This window comes from Acidovorax sp. A1169 (assembly GCF_030704685.1).
Lineage (GTDB): Bacteria > Pseudomonadota > Gammaproteobacteria > Burkholderiales > Burkholderiaceae_C > Acidovorax.
On the sequence record NZ_JAUZDX010000009.1, the window covers coordinates 116,946 to 138,906 of the forward strand.

Annotated in this window: 18 protein-coding genes; 9 read left to right on the top strand and 9 right to left on the bottom strand. The window is 67.4% G+C overall.

Features of this window, described 5'->3' with window-relative positions; translation table 11 throughout:
* Positions 1–1,077, bottom strand: a complete 1,077-nt coding sequence (locus QYL93_RS16470; RefSeq protein WP_305744632.1) for an ABC transporter ATP-binding protein — start codon at positions 1,075–1,077, stop codon at positions 1–3.
* A 202-nt stretch (positions 1,078–1,279) separates the two neighbouring features.
* Between QYL93_RS16470 and QYL93_RS16475 the strand changes: the two genes are divergently transcribed.
* The 3 genes from QYL93_RS16475 to proC all read left to right on the top strand — a co-directional run bounded on the left by QYL93_RS16475 (position 1,280) and on the right by proC (position 4,467).
* Complete coding sequence (locus tag QYL93_RS16475; RefSeq protein ID WP_305744633.1) at positions 1,280–2,044, top strand: DeoR/GlpR family DNA-binding transcription regulator; 765 nt, start codon at positions 1,280–1,282, stop codon at positions 2,042–2,044.
* A 16-nt stretch (positions 2,045–2,060) separates the two neighbouring features.
* Positions 2,061–3,554 carry a glycerol kinase GlpK gene (glpK, locus tag QYL93_RS16480; protein WP_305744634.1) on the top strand — a complete coding sequence of 498 codons (1,494 nt, stop codon included), beginning with the start codon at positions 2,061–2,063 and terminating at the stop codon, positions 3,552–3,554.
* 76 nt (positions 3,555–3,630) lie between these two features.
* Positions 3,631–4,467, top strand: coding sequence for a pyrroline-5-carboxylate reductase (proC, locus tag QYL93_RS16485; RefSeq protein ID WP_305744635.1), 837 nt, complete (start codon positions 3,631–3,633; stop codon positions 4,465–4,467).
* Between the two features lie 17 nt (positions 4,468–4,484).
* On the opposite strand, the gene ubiA is transcribed toward proC, so the two are convergent.
* Positions 4,485–5,369, bottom strand: coding sequence for a 4-hydroxybenzoate octaprenyltransferase (gene ubiA, locus QYL93_RS16490; RefSeq protein ID WP_305744636.1), 885 nt, complete (start codon positions 5,367–5,369; stop codon positions 4,485–4,487).
* Positions 5,370–5,543: 174 nt separating this feature from the next.
* On the opposite strand from ubiA, the gene QYL93_RS16495 reads away from it, so the two are divergent.
* The 4 genes from QYL93_RS16495 to QYL93_RS16510 are packed head-to-tail and all read left to right on the top strand — an operon-like array spanning position 5,544 to position 11,573.
* The gene (locus QYL93_RS16495) at positions 5,544–8,981 is read left to right on the top strand and encodes a response regulator (protein ID WP_305744637.1); all 3,438 of its coding nucleotides are present in this window, start codon (positions 5,544–5,546) and stop codon (positions 8,979–8,981) included.
* Entirely contained in the window at positions 8,978–9,820 is an 843-nt protein-coding gene (locus QYL93_RS16500) for a protein-glutamate O-methyltransferase CheR (RefSeq protein WP_305744638.1), read from the top strand. The genes QYL93_RS16495 and QYL93_RS16500 overlap by 4 nt, the downstream gene beginning before the upstream one ends.
* The gene (locus QYL93_RS16505; protein WP_305744639.1) at positions 9,820–10,428 is read left to right on the top strand and encodes a chemotaxis protein CheB; all 609 of its coding nucleotides are present in this window, start codon (positions 9,820–9,822) and stop codon (positions 10,426–10,428) included. The genes QYL93_RS16500 and QYL93_RS16505 overlap by 1 nt, the downstream gene beginning before the upstream one ends.
* Positions 10,425–11,573 carry a hybrid sensor histidine kinase/response regulator gene (locus tag QYL93_RS16510; RefSeq protein WP_305744640.1) on the top strand — a complete coding sequence of 383 codons (1,149 nt, stop codon included), beginning with the start codon at positions 10,425–10,427 and terminating at the stop codon, positions 11,571–11,573. Before QYL93_RS16505 ends, QYL93_RS16510 begins: the two co-directional genes overlap by 4 nt.
* 53 nt (positions 11,574–11,626) lie before the next feature.
* Here QYL93_RS16510 and QYL93_RS16515 read toward each other — a convergent pair whose 3' ends face one another.
* From QYL93_RS16515 to recG, 5 genes are all read right to left on the bottom strand, one after another.
* Positions 11,627–12,001, bottom strand: a complete 375-nt coding sequence (locus QYL93_RS16515) for a response regulator (RefSeq protein WP_057203947.1) — start codon at positions 11,999–12,001, stop codon at positions 11,627–11,629.
* A 184-nt stretch (positions 12,002–12,185) separates the two neighbouring features.
* Positions 12,186–12,686: a Dps family protein gene (locus QYL93_RS16520; RefSeq protein WP_305744641.1), complete on the bottom strand. Its 501-nt coding sequence runs from the start codon at positions 12,684–12,686 to the stop codon at positions 12,186–12,188.
* A 124-nt stretch (positions 12,687–12,810) separates the two neighbouring features.
* Positions 12,811–14,547 (bottom strand): dipeptidase, encoded by a 1,737-nt coding sequence (locus tag QYL93_RS16525; RefSeq protein WP_305744642.1) that lies wholly within the window; start codon positions 14,545–14,547, stop codon positions 12,811–12,813.
* Positions 14,548–14,904: 357 nt separating this feature from the next.
* On the bottom strand, positions 14,905–15,870 hold the full coding sequence (locus QYL93_RS16530) for a LysR substrate-binding domain-containing protein (protein WP_057268545.1): 966 nt from the start codon (positions 15,868–15,870) through the stop codon (positions 14,905–14,907).
* 201 nt (positions 15,871–16,071) lie between these two features.
* Positions 16,072–18,192, bottom strand: a complete 2,121-nt coding sequence (recG, locus tag QYL93_RS16535) for an ATP-dependent DNA helicase RecG (protein ID WP_305744714.1) — start codon at positions 18,190–18,192, stop codon at positions 16,072–16,074.
* 109 nt (positions 18,193–18,301) lie between these two features.
* On the opposite strand from recG, the gene QYL93_RS16540 reads away from it, so the two are divergent.
* Positions 18,302–19,594 carry an HD-GYP domain-containing protein gene (locus tag QYL93_RS16540; protein ID WP_305744643.1) on the top strand — a complete coding sequence of 431 codons (1,293 nt, stop codon included), beginning with the start codon at positions 18,302–18,304 and terminating at the stop codon, positions 19,592–19,594.
* A gap of 80 nt (positions 19,595–19,674) precedes the next feature.
* Positions 19,675–20,781: a tRNA preQ1(34) S-adenosylmethionine ribosyltransferase-isomerase QueA gene (gene queA / locus QYL93_RS16545; protein WP_305744644.1), complete on the top strand. Its 1,107-nt coding sequence runs from the start codon at positions 19,675–19,677 to the stop codon at positions 20,779–20,781.
* A 274-nt stretch (positions 20,782–21,055) separates the two neighbouring features.
* Here queA and QYL93_RS16550 read toward each other — a convergent pair whose 3' ends face one another.
* Together QYL93_RS16550 and QYL93_RS16555 are read right to left on the bottom strand one after the other, a co-directional pair.
* Positions 21,056–21,721: a hypothetical protein gene (locus QYL93_RS16550; protein WP_305744645.1), complete on the bottom strand. Its 666-nt coding sequence runs from the start codon at positions 21,719–21,721 to the stop codon at positions 21,056–21,058.
* The gene (locus tag QYL93_RS16555) at positions 21,708–21,956 is read right to left on the bottom strand and encodes a helix-turn-helix transcriptional regulator (protein ID WP_305744646.1); all 249 of its coding nucleotides are present in this window, start codon (positions 21,954–21,956) and stop codon (positions 21,708–21,710) included. Before QYL93_RS16555 ends, QYL93_RS16550 begins: the two co-directional genes overlap by 14 nt.
* Positions 21,957–21,961 lie beyond the last annotated feature (5 nt).

Genomic DNA, 21,961 nt, shown 5'->3' on the forward strand with positions numbered 1-21,961 from the left:
TCAACGCCCTCCCAGGCGCGCGGGCGCCCACACCAGCCGGTCGTCGGCACCGAACACATAGGCCTGCGCCGGGTCCAGGTGCAGCGCCAGGGGCGTGCCCAGTTCAAAGTAATGCACCCCGGTGAGCTGTGCCACCAGGTCGCCCCAGGGGGTGGAGGCATGCACGAAGGTGTCCGAGCCCGAGATCTCTGCCAACTCCACCGTGCCGTTCACGCTCACGTCGCCGGGGCGGGCGTGCACGCGCAGTGCGCTGGCGCGCACGCCGACGGTGACAGCGCCGGCCGCCGTACCCTCTGGCAGCGGGATGGACAGCGTGGCTCCGCCTTGCAATTGCACGCCTTGCGCGGCCACCGTGGCCGCGATCAGGTTCATCGGCGGGTCGCTGAAGGCACGCGCCACGCGCAGCGAATTGGGGGCATGGAACACCTCGGCCGTGGGGCCGTACTGCAGCAGGCGGCCTTCGTCGAGCACGGCGGTGTAGCCGCCCAGCAGCAGGGCCTCGCCCGGCTCGGTGGTGGCATAGACCACCGTGGACTGACCGGCGGCGAACAGCTGGGTCAGTTCCTCGCGCAGTTCCTCGCGCAGCTTGTAGTCCAGGTTCACCAGCGGCTCGTCGAGCAGCATCAGCGGCGCGCCCTTGGCCAGGGCGCGCGCCAGCGCCACGCGCTGCTGCTGGCCGCCCGAGAGCTCGGCAGGGTAGCGGTCGAGGAACATCTCGATGTGCAGGCGGGCGGCGATTTCGCGCACGCGGGTGTCGATGTTCTTTTCGCCGCGCAGCTTGAGCGGCGAGGCGATGTTGTCCGCCACCTTCATCGAGGGGTAATTGATGAACTGCTGGTAGACCATGGCCACGTTGCGCTCGCGCACCGGCACACCGGTCACGTCCGCACCGTCCACCCGCACGCTGCCGGCGGTGGGCGTGTCGAGCCCGGCCATGATGCGCATCAGGCTGGTCTTGCCGGCTTGCGTGGCGCCCAGCAGCACCGTCACGGCGCCGCTGTGCAGCGCCATGCTCATGTCATGGAGCCAGGTCTGCGCCCCCACCCTCTTGCTGATGCTGTCCAGTGCCAGCTGCATCACGCATGCCTTTCCATAGTGCCCCTCAAGGGGCCTGTTGCGCCAAACCGCTGGCACAGGCGCACAGCGGTCGTTTATTTTCGATTGCGTTCATTCTTGTTCTTTTGTGATCGTTTCAAATCAAGGTTTACCCTTAACGGGTTCCTTTTTGTTCCATTTAAAGTACATCCACCACTGGCGTCCTTCTTGCTGATCCATTCGCGTGAATACCAACCCCCGACAACTCCTGCTCCTCGAAGAAGTACGCGCACGCAAATCCGCCAGCGTTGAACAGTTGGCCGAAACCCTGGGCGTGACCCTGCAGACGGTGCGCCGCGACGTGCAGCGCCTGGCCGAATCGGGCCTGCTCACGCGCTTTCACGGCGGGGTGCGCGTGCCCAGCTCCACCGTGGAGAACCTGGCCCACACGCAGCGCGAAACCCTGCATGCCGAGGGCAAGGCGCGCATTGCACGCGCCGTGGCCGAGCAGGTACCCAACGACTGCTCGCTGATCCTGAACATCGGCACCACCACCGAAGCCATCGCGAAGGCGCTGCTGCACCACCGCGGCCTGCGCGTGATCACCAACAACCTGAACGTGGCCGCCATCCTGAGCGGCAACCCCGAGTGCGAGGTGATCGTGGCCGGCGGGGTGGTGCGCACGCGCGACCGCGGCATCGTGGGCGAGGCGGCGGTGGACTTCATCCGCCAGTTCCGCGTGGACATCGCGCTGATCGGCATCTCGGGCATCGAGCCCGATGGCTCGCTGCGCGACTTCGACTACCGCGAGGTGAAGGTGGCACAGACCATCATTGCCCAGTCACGCGAGGTCTGGCTGGCGGCCGACCAGAGCAAGTTCAACCGCCCGGCCATGGTGCAGCTGGCCACTCTGCAGCAGATCGACCGGCTGTTCACCGATGCGCCGCCGCCCGAGCCCTTCCCTGTACTGCTCCAGGACGCCGAGGTGATCTGCACCGTGGCTGCCTGACTTATCCTTGTTTGCCATGACCTACCTGCTTGCACTCGACCAAGGCACCTCCAGCTCCCGCAGCATCGTCTTTGACGAGCAGGGCCACATCGTGGCCCAGGCCCAGCGCGAGCTGCCGCAGATCTACCCACAGCCCGGCTGGGTGGAACACGACCCCATGGAGATCTGGCGCACCCAGCTGGCCACGGCCCGCGAGGCGCTGGAGAAGGCGAACATCCAGGCCAGCGCCATCCGCGCGGTGGGCATCACCAACCAGCGCGAGACGACCGTGCTGTGGAACCGCAAGACTGGCCTGCCGGTGCACCACGCCATCGTCTGGCAGGACCGCCGGGCCGAGCCCGCCTGCGCCGCGCTGCGCGAGCAAGGCAAGGCCGGAACCATCCAGGCCAAGACCGGCCTGCTGATCGATGCCTATTTTTCAGGCACGAAGCTGCAGTGGCTGCTGGACCATGTGCCCGGCGCACGCGACCAGGCAGAGCGCGGCGAGCTGGCCTTCGGCACGGTGGACAGCTGGCTCATGTGGCAGCTCACCCACGGCGAGGTGCATGTGACCGATGTGAGCAATGCCTCGCGCACCATGCTGTTCAACGTGCACACCAACCAGTGGGACGATGAGCTGCTGGCGCTGCTGCGCATTCCCAAATCGCTGATGCCCAGCGTGCAGCCATCGAGCTCGCATTTCTGCGACGTGGCCCCCGACCTGCTGGGCCACGCCATCCGCGTGGGCGGCGTGGCGGGCGACCAGCAGAGCGCCCTTTTCGGTCAGGCCTGCTTTGGCGCGGGCATGGCCAAGAACACCTATGGCACGGGCTGCTTCATGCTCATGCACACGGGCACCACCTTCCAGACCTCGCAGAACGGCCTGCTCACGACCAGCGCGGCCCAGGCCGGCACGCAGACCGAGTTTGCGATGGAGGGCAGCGTCTTCGTCGGGGGCGCCGTGGTGCAGTGGCTGCGTGACGGCCTGCGCGCCATCTCTACCAGCGGCGAGGTCGAGTCGCTCGCGCAGAGCGTGCCCGACTCGGGCGGCGTGATGATGGTGCCGGCCTTCACCGGCCTGGGCGCCCCCTACTGGAAGCCAGATGCGCGCGGCACCATCACCGGCCTGACGCGCGGCTCCACCTTGGGCCACATCGCGCGTGCCGCATTGGAGAGCATCGCCTACCAGAGCGCCGCCCTGCTGCTGGCCATGAGCCGCGACGCCGTGGCCGCCGGCGGCGCGCCGGTGAGCGAGCTGCGCGTGGATGGCGGGGCCTGCATCAACGACCTGCTGATGCAGTTCCAGGCCGACCTGCTGGGCATACCCGTGGTGCGCCCGGCTGTGATCGAGACCACGGCCCTGGGCGCAGCCTATCTCGCAGGCCTGTCGAGCGGCGTGTACGGCAGCACCGCCGAGCTGTCGCAGCTGTGGCGCGCCGAGCGGCGCTTCGTGCCCACCCTGGGCAAGGCGCGCGCGCAGGAACTCATGGAGCGCTGGGAGCTGGCGGTGCGCCAAGCCACCCTGGAATGACGACCCCGGTGGTCGGCGGGGCGGCTACCATCATGCCCCTGCCGTTCCCTTGTCTTCGTTCTTCCGACTGCACACCATGAGCCAGACCACCGCCTCCCTTTCCCTTCCCGTGATCGCCTTCATCGGCGGCGGCAACATGGCCAGCGCCATCATCGGTGGCCTCATCCGCCAGGGGCACCCGGCCAGCCAGATCGAGGTGGTCGAGCCCTGGGCCGAGGCGCGGGACGCCTTGCTCAAGAACCATGGTCTGCAGGCACAGCCCGAGGCCGGCCCTGCCCTGCAGCGCGCCCGCATCGTGGTCTGGGCGGTCAAGCCCCAGACGTTCAAGGATGCCGCGGCCCAGACCCGCGCCCATACCGAGGACGCCCTGCACCTGAGCGTGGCCGCCGGCATCCGCTCGGACAGCATCGCCCAGTGGCTCGGCAGCGAGCGCGTAGTGCGCACCATGCCCAACACCCCGGCCCTGGTGGGCAAGGGCATGAGCGCTCTGTATGCCCGCCCCGGTGTGTCACCAGCGGAGCGCGAGAGCGCGCAGGCCATCATGGCCACCACGGGCGAGTACCTGTGGGTGGACAGCGAAAAGCAGCTCGACGCTGTGACGGCCCTGTCGGGCTCGGGCCCGGCCTATGTCTTTTACTTTCTGGAAGCCATGGCGCGCGCGGGCACGGCCATGGGCCTCTCGGCAGAGCAGGCGCACCAGTTGGCAGTAGGCACCTTCGTGGGCGCGTCGGAGCTGGCGCGCCGCTCCGACGAATCACCGGCCGTGCTGCGCCAGCGTGTCACGTCCAAGGGCGGCACCACCTACGCGGCCCTGCAGTCCATGGAAAAGGATGGCGTGGGCGAGGCCTTCGAGCGCGCGATGAAAGCCGCCGAGCAGCGCGCCGACGAACTGGGCAACGAGTTCGGGGCCTGAGCCCTGGAGATTGCTATTCAGTTGGCCGTCATCTGCCGCAGCAGATAGCTGCCGGCAATGCCGGCGAACACCGTGGCGCCGAGCCAGTGGTTGACCCGGAAGGCGATGAAGCAGCCTTCGCGGGTGCGGTGGCGTATCAGCGTCCAGTGCCAGACACCCTGCGCCAGGGCCGCGCCCGTGGCCAGCCAGTACACCGGGCCCAGGCCATAAGGCGCCAGCGCCACGCCCCAGATGGCCAGGAACAGCAGGTAGAACAGAACGATGGCTGCCACATCGAAACGGCCCAGGGTGATGGCCGAGGTCTTGATGCCGATCTTCAAGTCGTCATCGCGGTCGACCATCGCGTACTCGGTGTCGTAGGCCAGCACCCAGAACAGGTTGCCGAGCCACATCCACCAGGCCACGGCAGGCACCTGGCCCTGCACCGCGGCGAACGCGATCACGATGCCGAAGTTGAAGGCAATGCCCAGCACCGCCTGGGGCATGGCGATCACGCGCTTGGAAAACGGGTAGGCAATGGCCACCAGCACGGCGGGCACGGACCAGGCGATGGCCGCTGCATTGGTGGTCAGCACCAGGCCGAAGGACACCAGGGCCAGCAAGGCGCCCACGGTCAGCGCCTCCTTGACGGAAACCGCGCCCGTGGTCACGGGCCGCGCCGCCGTGCGCTTGACGTGGCGGTCGAAGTCGCGGTCGGCCACATCGTTCACGCAGCAGCCGGCGCTGCGCATGAGGAAGGTGCCCAGCACGAACACCGCCAGCAGGTGCCAGCCCGGAAAACCGTCCGAGGCAATCCAGAGCGCGCTCAAGGTGGGCCACAGGCAGACCAGCCAGCCGGCGGGCCGGTTCCAGCGGATCAGGTCAAGGTAGAGGGAAAGGCGGCTGCGCGAAGGGGCGGGCATGGCGAAGAAGGCGGCAAATACGGGCAATGTTGCCCGTCGGGCGGGCGGCACCGGGAATGTAGCAGCCGCGCGGACCCCACTCGCCGCGCCTGCGATGCAGGAAATGTCCTACATCGGGAATTTGTACAAACCCGTTACATTGTCCGGTTGCCCCTCAACCGGAACCCGCTTCGCATGCCCCGATCACCGAGTACCCAGGCCGCCCAGCGTTTTGCCATTCCTCGCAGCCTGATGGCGGGGTTCATCGTGGCGGCCCTGGCCACGCTGGTCATTGCCTTCGTCAACTACCGCGCCTCGGAAGTGCGGGCCGATGCCGTCGCCGCCATGGACCGCACCTCGCAAGGCATGCGCCAGCTGTCGCTGGTTCACTCGGCGCTCAAGGACCAGGAGACTGGCCAGCGCGGCTACCTGCTTACAGGCGATGCCTCGTACCTGCAGCCCTACCTGCTGGCGCAGAACGTGCTGGACCGGCAGTTGACGGCCCTCAAGGCCAGCACCGAGGGCAACGCCAGCCAGCGCCGCCTCGTCATCCAGATCGAGGACCTGGCCCGGCAAAAGCGCAGCGAGCTCGCCGAAACCGTGGAGCTACGCAAGGCGGGCAACGTGGAAGGCGCCATGGCACTGGTGCGCACCGACACGGGCAAGAACATCATGGACAGGGTGCGCGACCTGGCCTCGGACCTGGCGGGCCTGCAGACCCAGGAACTTGAAGACCGCCGCCGCGGCTGGGAGGAAGCGACGTCGCTGTCGGCCTATTACTCATGGGGCGGCTCGCTGGTGCTGATGGCACTGATCTGCATCTCCGCCGCCTTGACGGCACGCGAGCACCGCCTGAAAGCGCGCCAGAACTGGGTGGTGACAGGCCTGAGCGGCCTGGCCCAGCGCCTGCAAGGTGACCGCCGCGTGGAAGAGATCGGCGAGCTAGCGCTCGAATACCTGGCCACCTACCTCAACGCCAAGGTGGGCGCGGCCTACGCGGTCAACGAACATGGCGGCGGCTTCACCCTGTTCGGCGGCTACGCCCTGCCGCGTGAGCGCCTGGCGCAGAAGCTGATCGACGGCGAGGGCCTGGTGGGCCAGTGCGCGCGCTCGCGCGAGCTGCTGCATGTGCGCGATGTGCCGGCCAACCACCTGACCGTGTCCTCCAGCACGGGCGCGTCGGCGCCGGCCGAGTTGCTGGTGGCACCCGCCATGGAGAACGGCGAGGTCTTTGCGGTGATCGAGCTCGGTTTCTACCGCGCAGTGGACGACTTCGAGCACCGCCTGTTCAAGCAGGCCTCCGAGATGCTGGCCGTGGCGATTCGCTCCGGCCAGGACCGCAGCCGGCTCGAAGCCCTGCTCGAAGAGACCCAGCGCCAGTCCGAAGAGCTGCAGGCCCAGCAGGAGGAACTGCGCGTCAACAACGAGGAGTTGGAGCAGCAAAGCCGCATCCTGCAGGAGTCGCAGGCGCAGATGGAGCTGCAGCAGACCGAGCTGGAGCAGACCAATGCCCAGCTCGAAGAGCAGACCCAGCAGCTCGAGAACCAGCGCGAGGAGCTGCTCGCCGCCCAGACGGACCTGACCGAGAAGGCGCGCGAGATCGAGCAGACCAGCCAGTACAAGAGCGAGTTCCTGGCCAACATGAGCCACGAACTGCGCACCCCGCTCAACTCCACCCTGATCCTGGCCAAGCTGCTGGCCGACAACAAGGCCGGCAACCTGACGAGCGAGCAGGTCAAGTACGCGCAGACCATCTCCTCGGCCGGCAACGACCTGCTGGCGCTGATCAACGACATCCTGGACCTGTCCAAGATCGAGGCCGGCCAGGCCACCATCGACATCGAGACCGTGGACATCGCGCGCGCCATGCAGTCGCTGGTCGACCCGCTGCGCCCCATCGCCGAGGAAAAGGGCCTGACCCTGGCCTTCACTATCGATGCCAACGTACCGGCCACCATGGACACCGATGCCCTGCGCCTGGGCCAGGTGCTCAAGAACCTGCTGTCCAACGCCGTGAAGTTCACCGAGCAGGGCAGCGTGGCGCTGCATGTCTCGCACCAGCCAGGCGACCTGCTGGCCTTTGCCGTGCGCGACACCGGCATCGGCATTCCCGAGCACCAGCAGGAGCTGGTCTTCGAAGCCTTCCGCCAGGCCGACGGCAGCACCCACCGCAAGTATGGCGGCACCGGCCTGGGCCTGTCGATCTCGCGCGATCTGGCCCAGCTGCTGGGCGGCAGCATCGCCATCCACAGCACGCCAGGCCAGGGCAGCGAGTTCACGCTGACGGTGCCGCGCCATGCCGTGCAGTCCGACGAGCCATCCACCGGCCGTGCCTTCCAGGCCCCCCAGAGCGCCGCCAGCGCGCCGCCTCCGGCGCCAGCCTCCAGGCCTGCCCGGCCGGCGCCGACAGCCCCCGCCATCCTGCCCGTGGCAGCGCGCCCCAAGGGCGAGCGCAACATCCTCGTGATCGAGGACGACGTGCGCTTTGCCAACATCCTGAACGACCTGGCGCAGGAGATGGATTTCCACTGCATCCTGGCCCACACGGCCACGGAGGGCCTGGCGGCGGCCACCCTGCACCAGCCCAGCGCCATCGTGCTGGACGTGAACCTGCCCGACTTCTCGGGTCTCGGGGTGCTCGACCAGCTCAAGCGCAACCCGGCCACGCGGCACATCCCCGTGCACGTGGTGTCGGTGGCCGACTACTCGCAGGAGGCCATGGGCCGCGGTGCCGTTGGCTACGCGCTCAAGCCCGTCAAGCGCGAAGAGCTGGTGCACGCCCTGCAGCGCCTGGAGGCCAAGTTCACCCAGGGCATGCGCCGCGTGCTGGTGGTGGAAGACGACGCGCGCCAGCGCGAGAGCGTGCGCGCCCTACTGGCCAGCGATGGCGTGGACATCGTGTGCGTGGAGAACGCCACGGCGGCCCTGGATTACCTGCGCAGCAGCACCTTCGACTGCATGGTGATGGATGTGAACCTGCCCGACCTGAGCGGGTACGAGCTGCTCCAGGCCATGTCCGAGCAGGAGGACGTCTCCTTTCCGCCCGTCATCGTCTACACCGGGCGCGCCCTCACGCGCGACGAGGAACAGCAGCTGCGCCGCTTCTCCAAGTCCATCATCATCAAAGACGCACGCTCGCCCGAGCGCCTGCTCGACGAGGTGACGCTGTTTCTGCACCAGGTGGAATCCGAACTTTCGGTGGAGCGCCGGCAGATGCTGCAGGTGGCGCGCAGCCGCGACGCGGCCTTCGAGGGCCGCACGGTGCTGGTGGTGGAGGACGACGTGCGCAACGTGTTCGCGCTCTCCAGCATCCTGGAGCCCACGGGCATCTCGGTGCAGATCGCGCGCAACGGCCGCGAGGCGATCGAGTTCCTGGAGCGCTCGGGTGGCAGCGGGCCCGCCGTCGACCTGGTGCTGATGGACATCATGATGCCGGAGATGGATGGCTACACCGCCATGCGCGAGATCCGCAAGCAGCCCGCCTGGCGCAGGCTGCCCATCATCGCCCTCACGGCCAAGGCCATGAAGGACGACCAGGACAAATGCCTGGCCGCCGGCGCCAACGACTACATCGCCAAGCCACTGGACGTGGAGAAGCTGCTGTCGCTGGTACGGGTGTGGATGCCCAAGTGAGCGCCCACCCCAAGACGGCCAGGATTGCCGACATCGAGCAGCGCCTGCTGCTGGACGCGATCTACTACCGCTACCACTACGACTTTCGCGGCTACGCGCAGGCTTCGCTCAAGCGGCGCCTGCAGACCGCGATCTCGCGCTTTGGCTGCCAGACGCTGTCGCAGCTGCAGGACAAGGTGCTGCACGACGCCACCGTGTTCCCGGCGCTGCTCGAATACCTCACGGTGCAGGTCAGCGAGATGTTCCGCGACCCGCGCTACTTCAAGTCGCTGCGCGAGCAGGTGATCCCCATCCTGCGCACCTACCCCTCGCTCAAGGTCTGGGTGGCCGGCTGCAGCAACGGCGAAGAGGTGTACTCGCTGGCCATCCTGCTGCACGAAGAAGGCCTGCTGGAGCGCACCATCATCTACGCCACCGACATCAACCAGCAGGCCCTGCAGGCCGCCGAGGCCGGCGTGTTCGACCTGGCGCGCGTAGCGGCCTTCACCGAAAACCATGCACGCTCGGGCGGCAAGACCTCGCTCTCGGACTACTACTCGGCCGGCTACGGCCGGGTGGTGTTCGACCGTGCGCTGCGCAAGCAGGTAGTGTTCTCCGACCACAGCCTGGCGACGGACACGGTGTTTGCCGAGGTGCACCTGGTGTCCTGCCGCAACGTGCTGATCTATTTCGAGCGCGAACTGCAGAACCGGGCGCTGGGCCTGTTCAAGGAGGCGCTGTGCCGCCGGGGTTTCCTGGGCCTGGGGTCCAAGGAGTCGATGCGCTTCACCGAGCAGGCCCCAGCCTTCGACGACTTCGTGCTCGAAGACCGCATCTACCGCAAGAAGGTAGGTACCTGATGGCATCTTCACCGGGATACCCGCACGGCCCGCGCGCCTTCGATGCCATCGTGATCGGTGGCTCGGCGGGCGCCATCGATGCCATCTCCACCATCCTGCCATCGCTTCAGGCGCAGACCCGCGTGGCGGTGCTGGTCACCCTGCACCTGCCGCGCGAGGCCCCCAGCCTGCTGCCCGAGATCTTTCGCCCGCGCTGTGCGCTGCGCACGGCCGAGGCGCAGGACAAGGAGCCCATCGAGGCCGGCAACGTGTACTTTGCCCCACCCGACTACCACCTGCTGGTGGATGCCGGTCCGCAGCTGGCGCTGTCGGTCGATGCCCCCGTGCACTTCTCGCGCCCGTCCATCGACGTGCTGTTCGAATCGGCGGCGGACATTTATGGAGAGCGTTTGATTGGTATGCTCCTGTCCGGTGCCAACCACGATGGCGCCCGTGGCATGGCCGCCATCGGCGCTGCAGGGGGGCTCTGCATCGTGCAGTCTCCTGCAAGCGCCGCCATGTCCGCCATGCCCCAGTCCGCGTTGGACCTGATGACGCCGCACCACATCCTCCCCCCTTCGGAGATCGCATCCCTGCTGACCGAACTGCAAATGCGGAGAATCCTGTGAGCCCCACCCTTCTCCACCCCCAGCCACCGCCAGCCGAGCGCATCAAGTGCCTGGTGGTGGACGACGTGCCCGAAAACCTCGTGGCCGTGGAAGCCCTGCTGCACAGCGACAGCATCGAGGTGCTCAAGGCGCAATCGGGCCCCGAGGCACTGGAACTGCTGCTGCTGCACGGTGACGTGGCGCTGGCGCTGCTGGACGTGCAGATGCCCGAGATGAACGGTTTCGAGCTGGCCGAGCTGATCCGCGGCAGCGAGCGCACGCGCCATATCCCCCTGATCTTCATGACCGCCGGTTCGCGCGACCCGAACTGGCAGTTCCGTGGCTACGAGACGGGGGCCGTGGACTTTCTGTACAAGCCCATCGATCCACAGATGCTGGCATCCAAGGCGGGCGTGTTCTTCGAGCTGTTCCGCCAGAAGCGCAGCCTGGCCCGCGAACTGCGCGAGCGCACCGAGGCGCTGCGCATCAACGAAATGTTCATGGCGGTGCTCAGCCATGACCTGCGCACGCCCCTGATGGCCATCGGCGCGGCGGCCACGGCGCTGCAACGCCAGCCCCTGGCGGCGGACAGGGCACAGGCGCTGGCCGGCCGCGTGCTCAGCAGCAGCCAGCGCATGGCACGCATGATCGAGGACCTGCTGGATGTGACGCGCATCCGCCAGGGCTCCGGCCTGGCGATGCGCATGGCCCCGGTGGACCTGCATGCCGTACTGCAGCGCTCGCTGCAGGAGATACGCACCAGCTTTCCCAACCATGTGATCAGCACCAGCGACCAGGGGAATCTGGCCGGCATGGGGGACGAGGAGCGCCTGTGCCAGCTGGCCATCAACCTCATCGGCAATGCGGTGCACCACGGCGATCCCGCGGTGGCGATCCATGTGGCACTCGATGGCACCGACACGGACACCATCGCCTTGACGGTGACCAACGGCGGCACCATTCCGCCGGCCCTGCTTCCGCAGTTGTTCAGCCCGTTTCGGGGGCGTGACCAGGAACCGGGGCGCCACCAGGGCCTGGGGCTGGGCCTGTTCATCGTGCAGCAGATCGTGCGCTCGCACGGCGGCCGGATCGATGTGCAGTCCGAAGACGGCACCACGCGCTTCCATGTGGTTCTGCCGCGCTGCGGCGCTGCGGCTGCAGGCTGATCGGACATCTGCCCGCGCTGCGGCGGCAGCTCCCGCGCCGGCCGCGCAGGAAGTCAGTGCCCGGCGGGCGTCTTTTCGAGGGTGGACTGCACCTGCACCAGCAATGCCTCCAGGTCTTCCAGCTCGAAAGGCTTCATCAGCGTGCGCACATGGGGGCCCCAGCCCGATGGATGCGCGCCCAGGTCATAGCCGGTGCACAACACCACCCAGCGCTGCGGGTCCACCGCCAGCACCTGCCGGGCCAGGTCCGTGCCCGACAGCCCGGGCAGGCTCACGTCGGTCACCAGCAGGTCAAAGCTGCCGGCCTTTTCGAGTTCGAGCGCCTCTTCGGCAGTAGTGCAGGTCGTGATCGCGCGCCCCTCGCCCTCCATCAGCATGCCGATGGTTTCGCGCAGTTCGGGGTTGTCCTCTACATAAAGGATTCGCATAGGGCGTCGTGTTCTCGAAGGCTGGCCATGGTTGAAAGAGGCAAATGCCAGCGGCGATCATTCCGCATCGCGCTGGCAGAGCTTGTAGGACGAGCACCCAAGGTGCAGCGCCGTCCTGCGGAAAAAGACCGGGCCGGATGAAAAACGGGGCCTCCGGGCCCCGTTCGCGCGGCGGACTGGCGGCTTATTCTTCGAGGAGCGAACGCAGCATCCACGCGGTCTGCTCATGCACCGTGAGGCGCTGGGTCAGCAGATCGGCCGTGGGCTCGTCGCTGGCCTTGTCGGCCAGGGGAAATAGGCTGCGCGCCGTGCGGGCCACGGCCTCATGACCTTCGACCAGCACGCGCACCATGTCCAGCGCCTTGGGCGGCCTGCTCGGCGCATCGGCGACGGTGGCCAGCTTGCCGAAGTCGGCATACGAGCCGGGAGCGATGTGGCCCAGCGAGCGGATGCGCTCGGCAATAGGGTCCACCGCGGTCCACAGCTCGGTGTACTGCGCCATGAACATGGTGTGCAGGGTGTTGAACATGGGCCCCGTCACGTTCCAATGGAAGTTGTGCGTGGTCAGGTACAGCGTATAGGTGTCGGCCAGCAGGCGCGACAGGCCCTGGGCGATGGCAGCCCGATCTTTTTCGCTGATGCCGATGTTGATGGTGGGGGCGGTGGACTTGGCGGCTTTGGCCATGGGGGGCTCCTTCGTTGGGATGGTGGTCGATCAATCGATGGAAGTACGCCGCGCCAGTGGACCGGGAAGGCTCCCGGCCAGAGCACGGCGGCTTGCGGTCACTTTAGCGCAAGCGCCTTTTCCCTCACTGCATCTGGCCCAAATTGCCGATGCGCACCAGCATCTCGGTGAACATCTGCATGTCGGCATCGAGGTCCACCACCTCCTTGAATTCCTTGGCGTTGTGGGCCGTGTACTTCTTGCCCGGCATGGCGGGGCCGAAGTTGATGGCGTTGGGCATGAGCTTGGCCGTGGTGCTGCCGGCGGTGGACACCGGCTGGGCTGTGAGGCCCGTGGTGTCGCCGAAGGTGTTGAGCAGCGTGGACAGCCAGGCGCCCTTGGGGTCGCGCGCCATCCAGTTGCCCTGCTGGTGGTCGATGATCACCGGAACGGACGCCTGCGCGGCCCAATCGTTGACCTTGACCTTGGTGGCGTGCACCAGGGCGTCGGGCGTTCTGCCGCGCGGCATGCGCACGTTCACCAGCACGTCGACCATGCCATCCTTCTCGCGCACGAGGTTGGGCGACATGGTCAGCGGGCCCATGAAGTCGTCGCTGTAGGCCAAGCCGATGGTGCGGCCCAGGTAGTCCGTGCCGTACAGCTCGGCGAGGTAGCGCACAGCGTTGGCATAGCCGGTGGGTGCCACGGGCACTTCGGATTCGCGCAGGAACAGTGCCATGCGCGGCAGCGGGTTCACGCCTTCTTCAGGGCGCGAGCCGTGGGCGGAGGTGCCCGTCACCTTGATCTGCACCGCGCTGGCGTCCTGCACCACGTCGATGCCGAAGCTGCCGCCCTGGGGCGTGTACTTGGCGATGAACGCAGCCTTGGCGGCGTTCAGGCGGGCCGCCACGGCAGCCAGGTCACCGCCCTGCAGACGCGCGGTCGCGGTCTGCGGCACGGCATTGGTGGAGGCGGCACCGGCCATGGCAGCGATGTAGGTGAAACCGGCCGGCGCATCCTGCAGCGGGAATGAGGTGCGCAGCGCGCCCGAGCCCTTCTCTGCGACCACGGCCGGGTACTTGCTGTCGAGCACGATGTTGTACTCGGGCAGCTCGGTCTTGGTGCGGTAGTACTTCATGGCGTCGCCACCGGTCTCTTCGGTGGTCTCGATCATGAGGCGGATGGTGCGCGACAGCGGCAGTCCGCTGTCCTTGACGGCCTTCATCGCATACAGCACGGTGGCGATGGAGCCCTTGTCGTCGATGGAGCCGCGGCCGTGAAGGTTGCCGCCCACCCGCGTGAGCTTGAAGGGATCGAGGCGCGTGCCGTCGTCCAGCACCCATTCGTCGGCCACCACGGGCACCACGTCGGCGTGCGTGAGGATACCGAATTCTTCCTTGCCGGTGCCCGGCAGCTTTACCTCGAAGATGCGGTTGTCCACATTGCGGTATTCCAGGCCGAAATCCTTGGCCATGGCTTCGACCAGCGCACCGAAGGCGATGATGGCCTTGTCCTCGTGCGGAGGCACCTTGTCGCTCCGGAAGGTGGGAAGGGCGACCATGCGCGCCGTGGCATCGATCACCGCAGCCTGGTTGCGCAAACGGTTGTACAGGCCCAGCAGGCGGCTGATGTTGACCAGGTCGTCGCCGGCCAGCGGCGCCTTGGCCTTGTAGCCGGCCACGCTGGCCTGCAGCATGGGGTTCTCACGCGCGGCCTGCGCCAGGAACTCATCAAAGCTGCCCTGGGCGGCGGCGGGCAATGTAGCCACCAGGCGGTCCATCTGGACCTTCTTGATCGTCGTGGCCTGCGGCGCGTTGGTCGTCACGCTGGAGCAGGCGGCAAGGCCCACGGCGAGGCCTGCGGCCATCAAAATCTTCTTCATCTCTGTAGCTTTCCTTGGGAATTGGGGAGCGCGGGACAGGCGCGGGCTGCATGTGGCGCAGCTTCGCAGCACCGGACCCCGTGTATGGCACGCCGGCAGGCCCTGCGCGGCGAAAGTGTAGCGCTGCCGGCCCCGGCAGCGCCAGGAATGCCCTGAATGGCAGATTTCATTCCGACCTGCGTGCAAGGGCGGCGCAGAGCATGAAACTGGCGCGACCCAAGCCAGCGCCCCCGCGCAAGGGCCGCCCCGCCGCGAAGAGGGCGTATCCATCGCTTGCGCTGGGGGCGTCCCCCTCCCAGATTGCGAAGCAATATGAGAGAGGGGTGAAGGCGCGCAGCGCCTCAGGGGGTGCTCACCTCACGACAGGCGCGTGACGCCCGGCAGCTCGCAGGCGTAGATCGCGTTGCGCAGCGCGGCAATGGCTTCGTAGCGCGTGAAGCTGCGCCGCCAGGCGAGCACCACGCGGCGCATGGGTGGCGGGCTGCCATCGTCCTCGCGGATGGGGATGTAGCGGATGTAGTTCTCGTCGCTCTTGCGCCGGCGCGACACCGTGAGCAGCGCATCGCGCGGCACCGACAGGCGCGGCACCAGGGTCACGCCCATGCCGGCCGCCACCATGTGTTTGATGGTTTCCAGCGACGAACCCTCGAAGGACCTGCGGATACCCTCGGCATTGCTGGCAAAGCGCGCGAACTCGGGGCAGACCTCCAGCACATGGTCGCGAAAGCAGTGGCCCGCGCCCAGCAGCAGCATGGTTTCGCTCTTGAGTTCTGCGGCTGTGATGGATTTCTGCGTGCCGAGGGGATGGGTGCTGGGCAGGGCGGCCATGAAAGGCTCGTCGTACAGCGGCGCCATGGCCAGGCCGGTGTCGGGAAAGGGCTCGGCCAGGATGGCGCAGTCGATCTCGCCGGTGCGCAGCATCTCCAGCAGCTTGACGGTGAAGTTCTCCTGCAGCATCAGCGGCATCTGCGGGGTGCGTGCGATCGAGTGGCGCACCAGGTCGGGCAGCAGGTAGGGGCCGATGGTGTAGATCACGCCCAGGGTCAGCGGCCCGGCCAGGGGATCCTTGCCGCGCTTGGCGATCTCCTTGATGGCGGCCGCCTGCTCCAGCACGCTTTGCGCCTGGCGCACGATCTCGTCGCCCAGCGGGGTGACGGTCACTTCGCCGGCGCTGCGCTCGAAAAGCTTCACGTCAAGTTCCTCTTCGAGCTTCTTGATGGCCACCGACAGTGTGGGCTGCGACACATAGCAGGCATCGGCGGCGTGGCCGAAGTGCTTTTCGCGCGCCACCGCGACGATGTATTTGAGTTCGGTGAGGGTCATGGAGATTCCAGACGGGTAGACCCCGCATTGTGCAGCGCCGCGTGCCATGCCACCCAGGGCGTGGTGCCGCAGCGGTGCAGAAAGAAGACCGACAGCAGCACAAGAATCCTCGCACAGGCTGCAACGGCAGGGATGGCCAACGGGTGGGACACGGTGACGGCCGGCCACGGCTTGGCAACTGGGGCTTGCGTCATGGCGGGGTCAGGCTTTCAGATAGTCGGATTTTCCACCCAGCCAGCGCATCACGTGGCGCTCGGCCAGCTCGGCGTGGCGGTCCAGCATCATCGGCGCGAGTTCGCGCGCCCATTCGAGCAGGTGGGTGTCGGTGGCCAGGTCGGCAAAGCGCAGCAGCGCGTCGCCCGACTGCCGGGCCCCGAGGAATTCGCCCGGCCCGCGGATCTCCAGGTCGCGCCGGGCGATCTCGAAGCCATCATTCGTGTCCGACATGGCCCTCAACCGCTCCTTGGCGGTCTCGCCCACCCGGCCGCTGTCGTTGGTGGAATACAGCAGCACGCAGGCCGATGCCGCCGCACCGCGCCCCACGCGCCCGCGCAGCTGGTGCAGCTGCGACAGGCCGAAGCGCTCGGCATGCTCGATCACCATCAGCGAGGCATTGGGCACATCCACCCCCACCTCGATCACCGTGGTGCTCACCAGCACGCCCATCTGGCCGCTGCTGAAGAGCGCCATCACGGCCTTCTTTTCCGCCGTCGGCATGCGCGAGTGCAGCAGGCCGACCATGATGCCGGGCAGGGCCTCGCTCAGGTCGGCATGGGTGGCGGTGGCATTGCTCAGGTCCAACGCCTCGCTTTCCTCGATCAGCGGGCACACCCAGTAGACCTGCCTTCCGTCGTTTACCTGGGCGCCAATGCGAGCGATCACTTCGTCCTTGCGGCTGTCGGCAATGAGCTTGGTGACGATGGGAGTGCGCCCGGGCGGCAGTTCATCGATCACCGAGACATCGAGGTCGGCGTAGTAGCTCATGGCCAGGGTACGCGGAATGGGCGTGGCACTCATCATGAGCATGTGCGGTTCCATGCCCTGAGCCGCCAATTTCTGGCGCAAGGAAAGGCGCTGCGCCACGCCGAAGCGGTGCTGCTCGTCGATGATGGCCAGCGCCAGGTTCTTGAAGCGCACCTGGTCCTGGATCACGGCATGCGTACCCACCACCAGCGCGGCCTCGCCGCTTTCGACCAGGGCCAGCATGGCCGTGCGTTCCTTCTTCTTCTGCCCGCCCACCAGCCAGGCCACGCGCCGGCCGTGCGCCGCCAGCAGCGGCTCCAGCCAGCCGATCATCTTGGCGAAGTGCTGCTCGGCCAGGATCTCGGTGGGTGCCATCAGCGCGCACTGCCAGCCGGCGTCCATGGCGATGGCGGCGGCCAGCGCCGCCACGACGGTCTTGCCCGAGCCCACGTCGCCCTGCAGCAGGCGGTGCATGGGCACGCGGTGCGCCAGGTCTTTGGCAATCTCCACCCCAACCCGCCGCTGGGCGGCGGTCAGGGAAAAGGGCAGCACGGCCATCAGTTGTTCGTGCAGCGGCAGCACGCCATCCACCACCTTGCGGGGGCGCAGCACCGGTGCGCGCAATTGGTCGCGCTCGCGGCGCGACTGCTGCTGCGACAGCTGCTGTGCCAGCAGTTCCTCGGCCTTCAGGCGCTGCCAGGCCGGGTGGCTGTGGTCCTCCAGTGTGGACAGCGACACGTCGGGCGTGGGGTGGTGCAAAAAAGTGAGCGCCTCGCGCAGATTGAACGCGCGGTAGCTGCCGTTGTCATGCCGGAAGACGGCGTACGGCGGCTCGGTGCCGGCAGGCAGGGTTTCGGACAGGTCCACCCGGCTGAGCGCACCCACCACCGCCCGGCGCAGGTAGGCCTGCGGCAGGCCGGCCGTGGTCGGGTAGACGGGGGTCAGCGCGGCCGGCAGCTCGCCGCCGGCCTGGCGAAAGGCCGGGTGCAGCATCTGCCGGCCCCAGAAGCCGCCCTTGACCTCGCCCCGGATGCGCAGGCGCGCGCCCACGGCCAGGGTCTTCTGGTGCGAGGGGTAGAAGCTGAAGAAGCGCAGCTCACAGGAGCCCGAAGCGTCCTCCACCTGCACCAGCAACTGGCGGCGCGGGCGCAACTGCACTTCGCAGGCCGTCACGGTGGCTTCGATCTGCACCATCTGGCCGTCGCGGGCACTGGACAGCGGCGTGATGCGGGTTTCATCCTCATAACGCAGTGGCAGGTGCAGGGCCAGATCGATATCGCGCTTCAGACCCAGCTTGTGCAGTGCCTTTTGCGCCACGCTGGCGGTGGAGGGCTTGCTGGGAGCAGCAGCCGCGGGCATTTTGTTCAAAGGTTATCCGGCAGGGCGAAGGTTTCGGCAGTCAAAAAGGCTACCATGGTTACTGTTTATTACCTGATTTCGGCAGACCCCGGCGATCCGGACAGATTCCATGCTCAAGCGCATCAGTATTCAGCATCTCACGTTGGGCATGTACCTGCACGACTTCTGCGGCTCCTGGATGGACCACCCCTTCTGGCGTGCCAAGTTCGTTCTCAAGGATCCCAAGGATCTGGCGCGCATCAAGGATACGGCCATTGAGGAGGTGTGGATCGACATTTCCAAGGGCCTGGACGTGGCGGCGGGCGTGCGCTCCATCTCGCGCGAAGAGGCGGACATCCAGGTCGAGACGGACTTCAGCATGCTGGAGAACCTGCCCTCCCTGGTGGTCGACCCCCCACCCCCTCCTGCCCCCCCCGCGCGCCGCCAGACACGCGGCAAGGCACCCGCCAGCATGCACAGCGAACTGCTGGCGGCCGCCTCGATCTGTGGCGAGGCCAAGCAGGCCATGGTCTCCATGTTCCGGGAAGCGCGCATGGGCAAGGCCGTGAATTCCGAGAATGCCCGCGGGCTGGTGGAGGAGATTTCCGACTCGGTCACGCGCAATCCGGGCGCCCTGATCAGCCTGGCCCGGCTCAAGACGGCCGACGACTACACCTACATGCACTCGGTGGCGGTGTGCGCGCTCATGGTGGCATTGGCCAAGCAGATCAACCTCAACGAAGAACACACCCGCAGCGCCGGCATGGCGGGGCTGCTGCACGACCTGGGCAAGGCAGCGATCCCGCTGGCGGTGCTCAACAAGCCGGGCAAGCTCACCGACAGCGAGTTCGCCATCGTCCAGACCCACCCACAGGAGGGCTACGACATGCTCAAGGAGGGTGGCAGCGTGGAAGATGCGGTGCTCGATGCCTGCCGCCACCACCACGAGAAGATGGACGGCTCGGGCTACCCCAGCAAGCTCAAGGGCGACGAGATCAGCCTGATTGCCCGCATGACGGCCATCTGCGATGTCTACGACGCCATCACCTCCGACCGCCCCTACAAGTCAGGCTGGGACCCGGCGGAGTCGCTGCGCCGCATGGCCGAGTGGACCAAAGGCCATTTCGACCCCCGCCTGTTCCAGGCCTTCGTCAAGAGCATCGGCATCTACCCCGTGGGTTCGCTGGTGCGGCTGACGTCCGGGCGCATCGGCGTGGTGATGGAGCAGGGGCAGCAATCACTGACCTCGCCCAAGGTGAAGCTCTTCTTTTCCACCAAGTCGGACCTGCGCATTCCGCCCGAGGTGGTGGACCTGGCTGCGCCCGGTTGTGCCGAGAAGATCGTGGCCCGCGAAGACCCGGACAAGTGGAAGTTCCCGGACCTTAACCAGCTGTGGTCCGGTTTTGCCGGGCAGGCCTGGTAAAGGCAGCCCGGGCTGGCGTGGGAAAATAGCGCCCCTGTTTCTTTACCCCTTGGTACGGGCCCGTCCGGCCCTCAAGCTCCATGACTGCTTCTGCCACGCCGGCCCCGCGCCACTTCACGCTCAGCGATTTCGACTTCTCGCTGCCCCCCGAACTCATTGCCCAACACCCCGCTGCAGAGCGCAGCGCATCGCGCCTGCTCGACGGCCGCGCGAGCGCACCGGTGGACCGCATCTTCCGCGAGCTGCCTGGCCTGCTGCAAAGCGGCGACCTAGTGGTCTTCAACGACACGCGCGTGGTCAAGGCGCGCATCTTTGGCGAAAAGGCCAGCGGCGGCAAGCTGGAGCTGCTGATCGAGCGCGTGCTGCTGGGCAATGAGGTCGTGGCCCACATGAAGGTCAGCAAGAAACCGCTGCCCGGCGCCGTGGTGCACATGGCGGGTGGTCTACGCGGCGGCGGCTTCAACGCCACCCTGCTCTCGCGCTGGCCGTCCGAGGACGATGGCCCGCTGTTCCGCTTTGCGCTCCAAGGTCCGGCCGGCGAGACGCCGCATGAGCTGATGGAGCGCCATGGCCACCTGCCATTGCCGCCCTACATCGAACGCCAGCAGAACGCCGACCACGACCCCGATGCGGCCGAGGACGCACAGCGTTACCAGACCGTGTTCGCGCGCGCACCCGGCGCAGTGGCCGCGCCTACGGCGGCCCTGCATTTCGACGAAGGCGTGCTGGCCGCGCTGGCAGAACGCGGCGTGGAGCGTGCGAGCGTCACCCTGCACGTGGGCGCCGGCACCTTCCAGCCCGTGAAGACCGAGAACCTTGCGGAGCACCAGATGCACAGCGAGTGGTACGAGGTGCCGCAGGCCACGCTGGCAGCGCTCGAGCGCTGCCGCCAGCGCGGCGGCCGCGTGGTGGCGGTGGGCACGACGACGGTGCGCACCCTCGAATCCTGGGCCCGCAGCGGCCAGTCCTCGGGCGATACGAACATATTCATCACCCCGGGCTTTGCATTCCAGGTGGTGGACCTGCTGCTCACCAACTTCCACCTGCCCAAGAGCACGCTGATGATGCTGGTCAGCGCCTTCGCGGGCTATGGGCGGATCATGGATCTGTACCGCCATGCCATTGCGCAGCAGTACCGCTTCTTCAGCTATGGCGATTCGATGCTGCTGGAGCGCCAGCGCCCCTAGTCCACTGAAACCGAGAAATCGGCTGTGCGTGAGGGACTGGCAGGGCCGCAATCTAGGCGCCGGGCGCAGCCGGGTTGCACACCCGGCGAGCACGGCAACGACGAGTGCGGCCCTGCCAGACCCTCACCCTGCGGGCCGGGTTGCAGCGGGCACATCGCTGCGTTGCGGGCTTTGCCAAGGCGGCCAGCCTTGGCCGCAGCCCGCGCCTTGCGCTGCATCCCGCGGCCACCCCGGCGCACTGCCGATTTCTCGGTTTCAGTGGACTAGGGCATGCTCAGCAGTTCGTGACGGTGGCGATGCGGGGCGCGGCCCCCACCTCCGGCAGGCGGTTGGCCGAGGGCAGGCGCACACAGTAGACGCCGGCCTCGCTCTCCACGCGCGTGACCCGGCCTGAATACGCGTTCTGCCACTCCTTTTCGGTGAGGGTGCCCAGGGGCCGGGGAGCCGGGCTTGCCGCGTTCGCAGCGAGTGCCGCAGCGGCGGGTGAACCATGGCGGCGCTGCCATTCACGCTCCTGCCGCGCGGCACGGGCCACGCCCTCGGGGCTCCATTGGATGGCGGGCACATCGCGGGTATCGGAGGCGGCGGGCAACGGTGCCGGGACGGCCACCAGGCCCGGACTGGGCTCCTGCGGCAAGGCCAAAACAGCAGGTGAGTGCACACTGCGGCCCTCGCGCACCGGCCCAGGCCGAGGTTCGGCCGACCTGGGGGGCTGCGCCGCCACCGGTTCTGGCGCGGGCGTTCTGGACACCGGTACCGCAACCTGCGGCGCCGTGATCCACAGGACTTCCATCGCCTGCCTGTCGGGCGGATCGGGTACCCGCACGGCCGTTGCCGGCAGCACCAGCCGCCACAGCAGCACCGCGTGCAGCAGCAGCGAAGCCACCACGGCAGCCCCAAGGCGCCGTCGGCCCGGGCGGTAGCCGTCAGGTGGCCACATCGTCCACGGCGCCGTCGTCCACACCATTCTCGGACGCCACCCAGGCGAGCAGTTCGCCGGGCTGGCACTGCAGGTAATCGCAGATGGCGGCCAGGGTCTCGAAGCGCACGCCCTTGACCTTGCCGCTCTTGAGCAGCGACAGGTTGGCCTCGGTGATGCCCACGTGCGCCGCCAGGTCGCGCGACTTCACCTTGCGGCGCACCAGCATTTCATCAAGGGTGACGACGATGGGCATGGCCA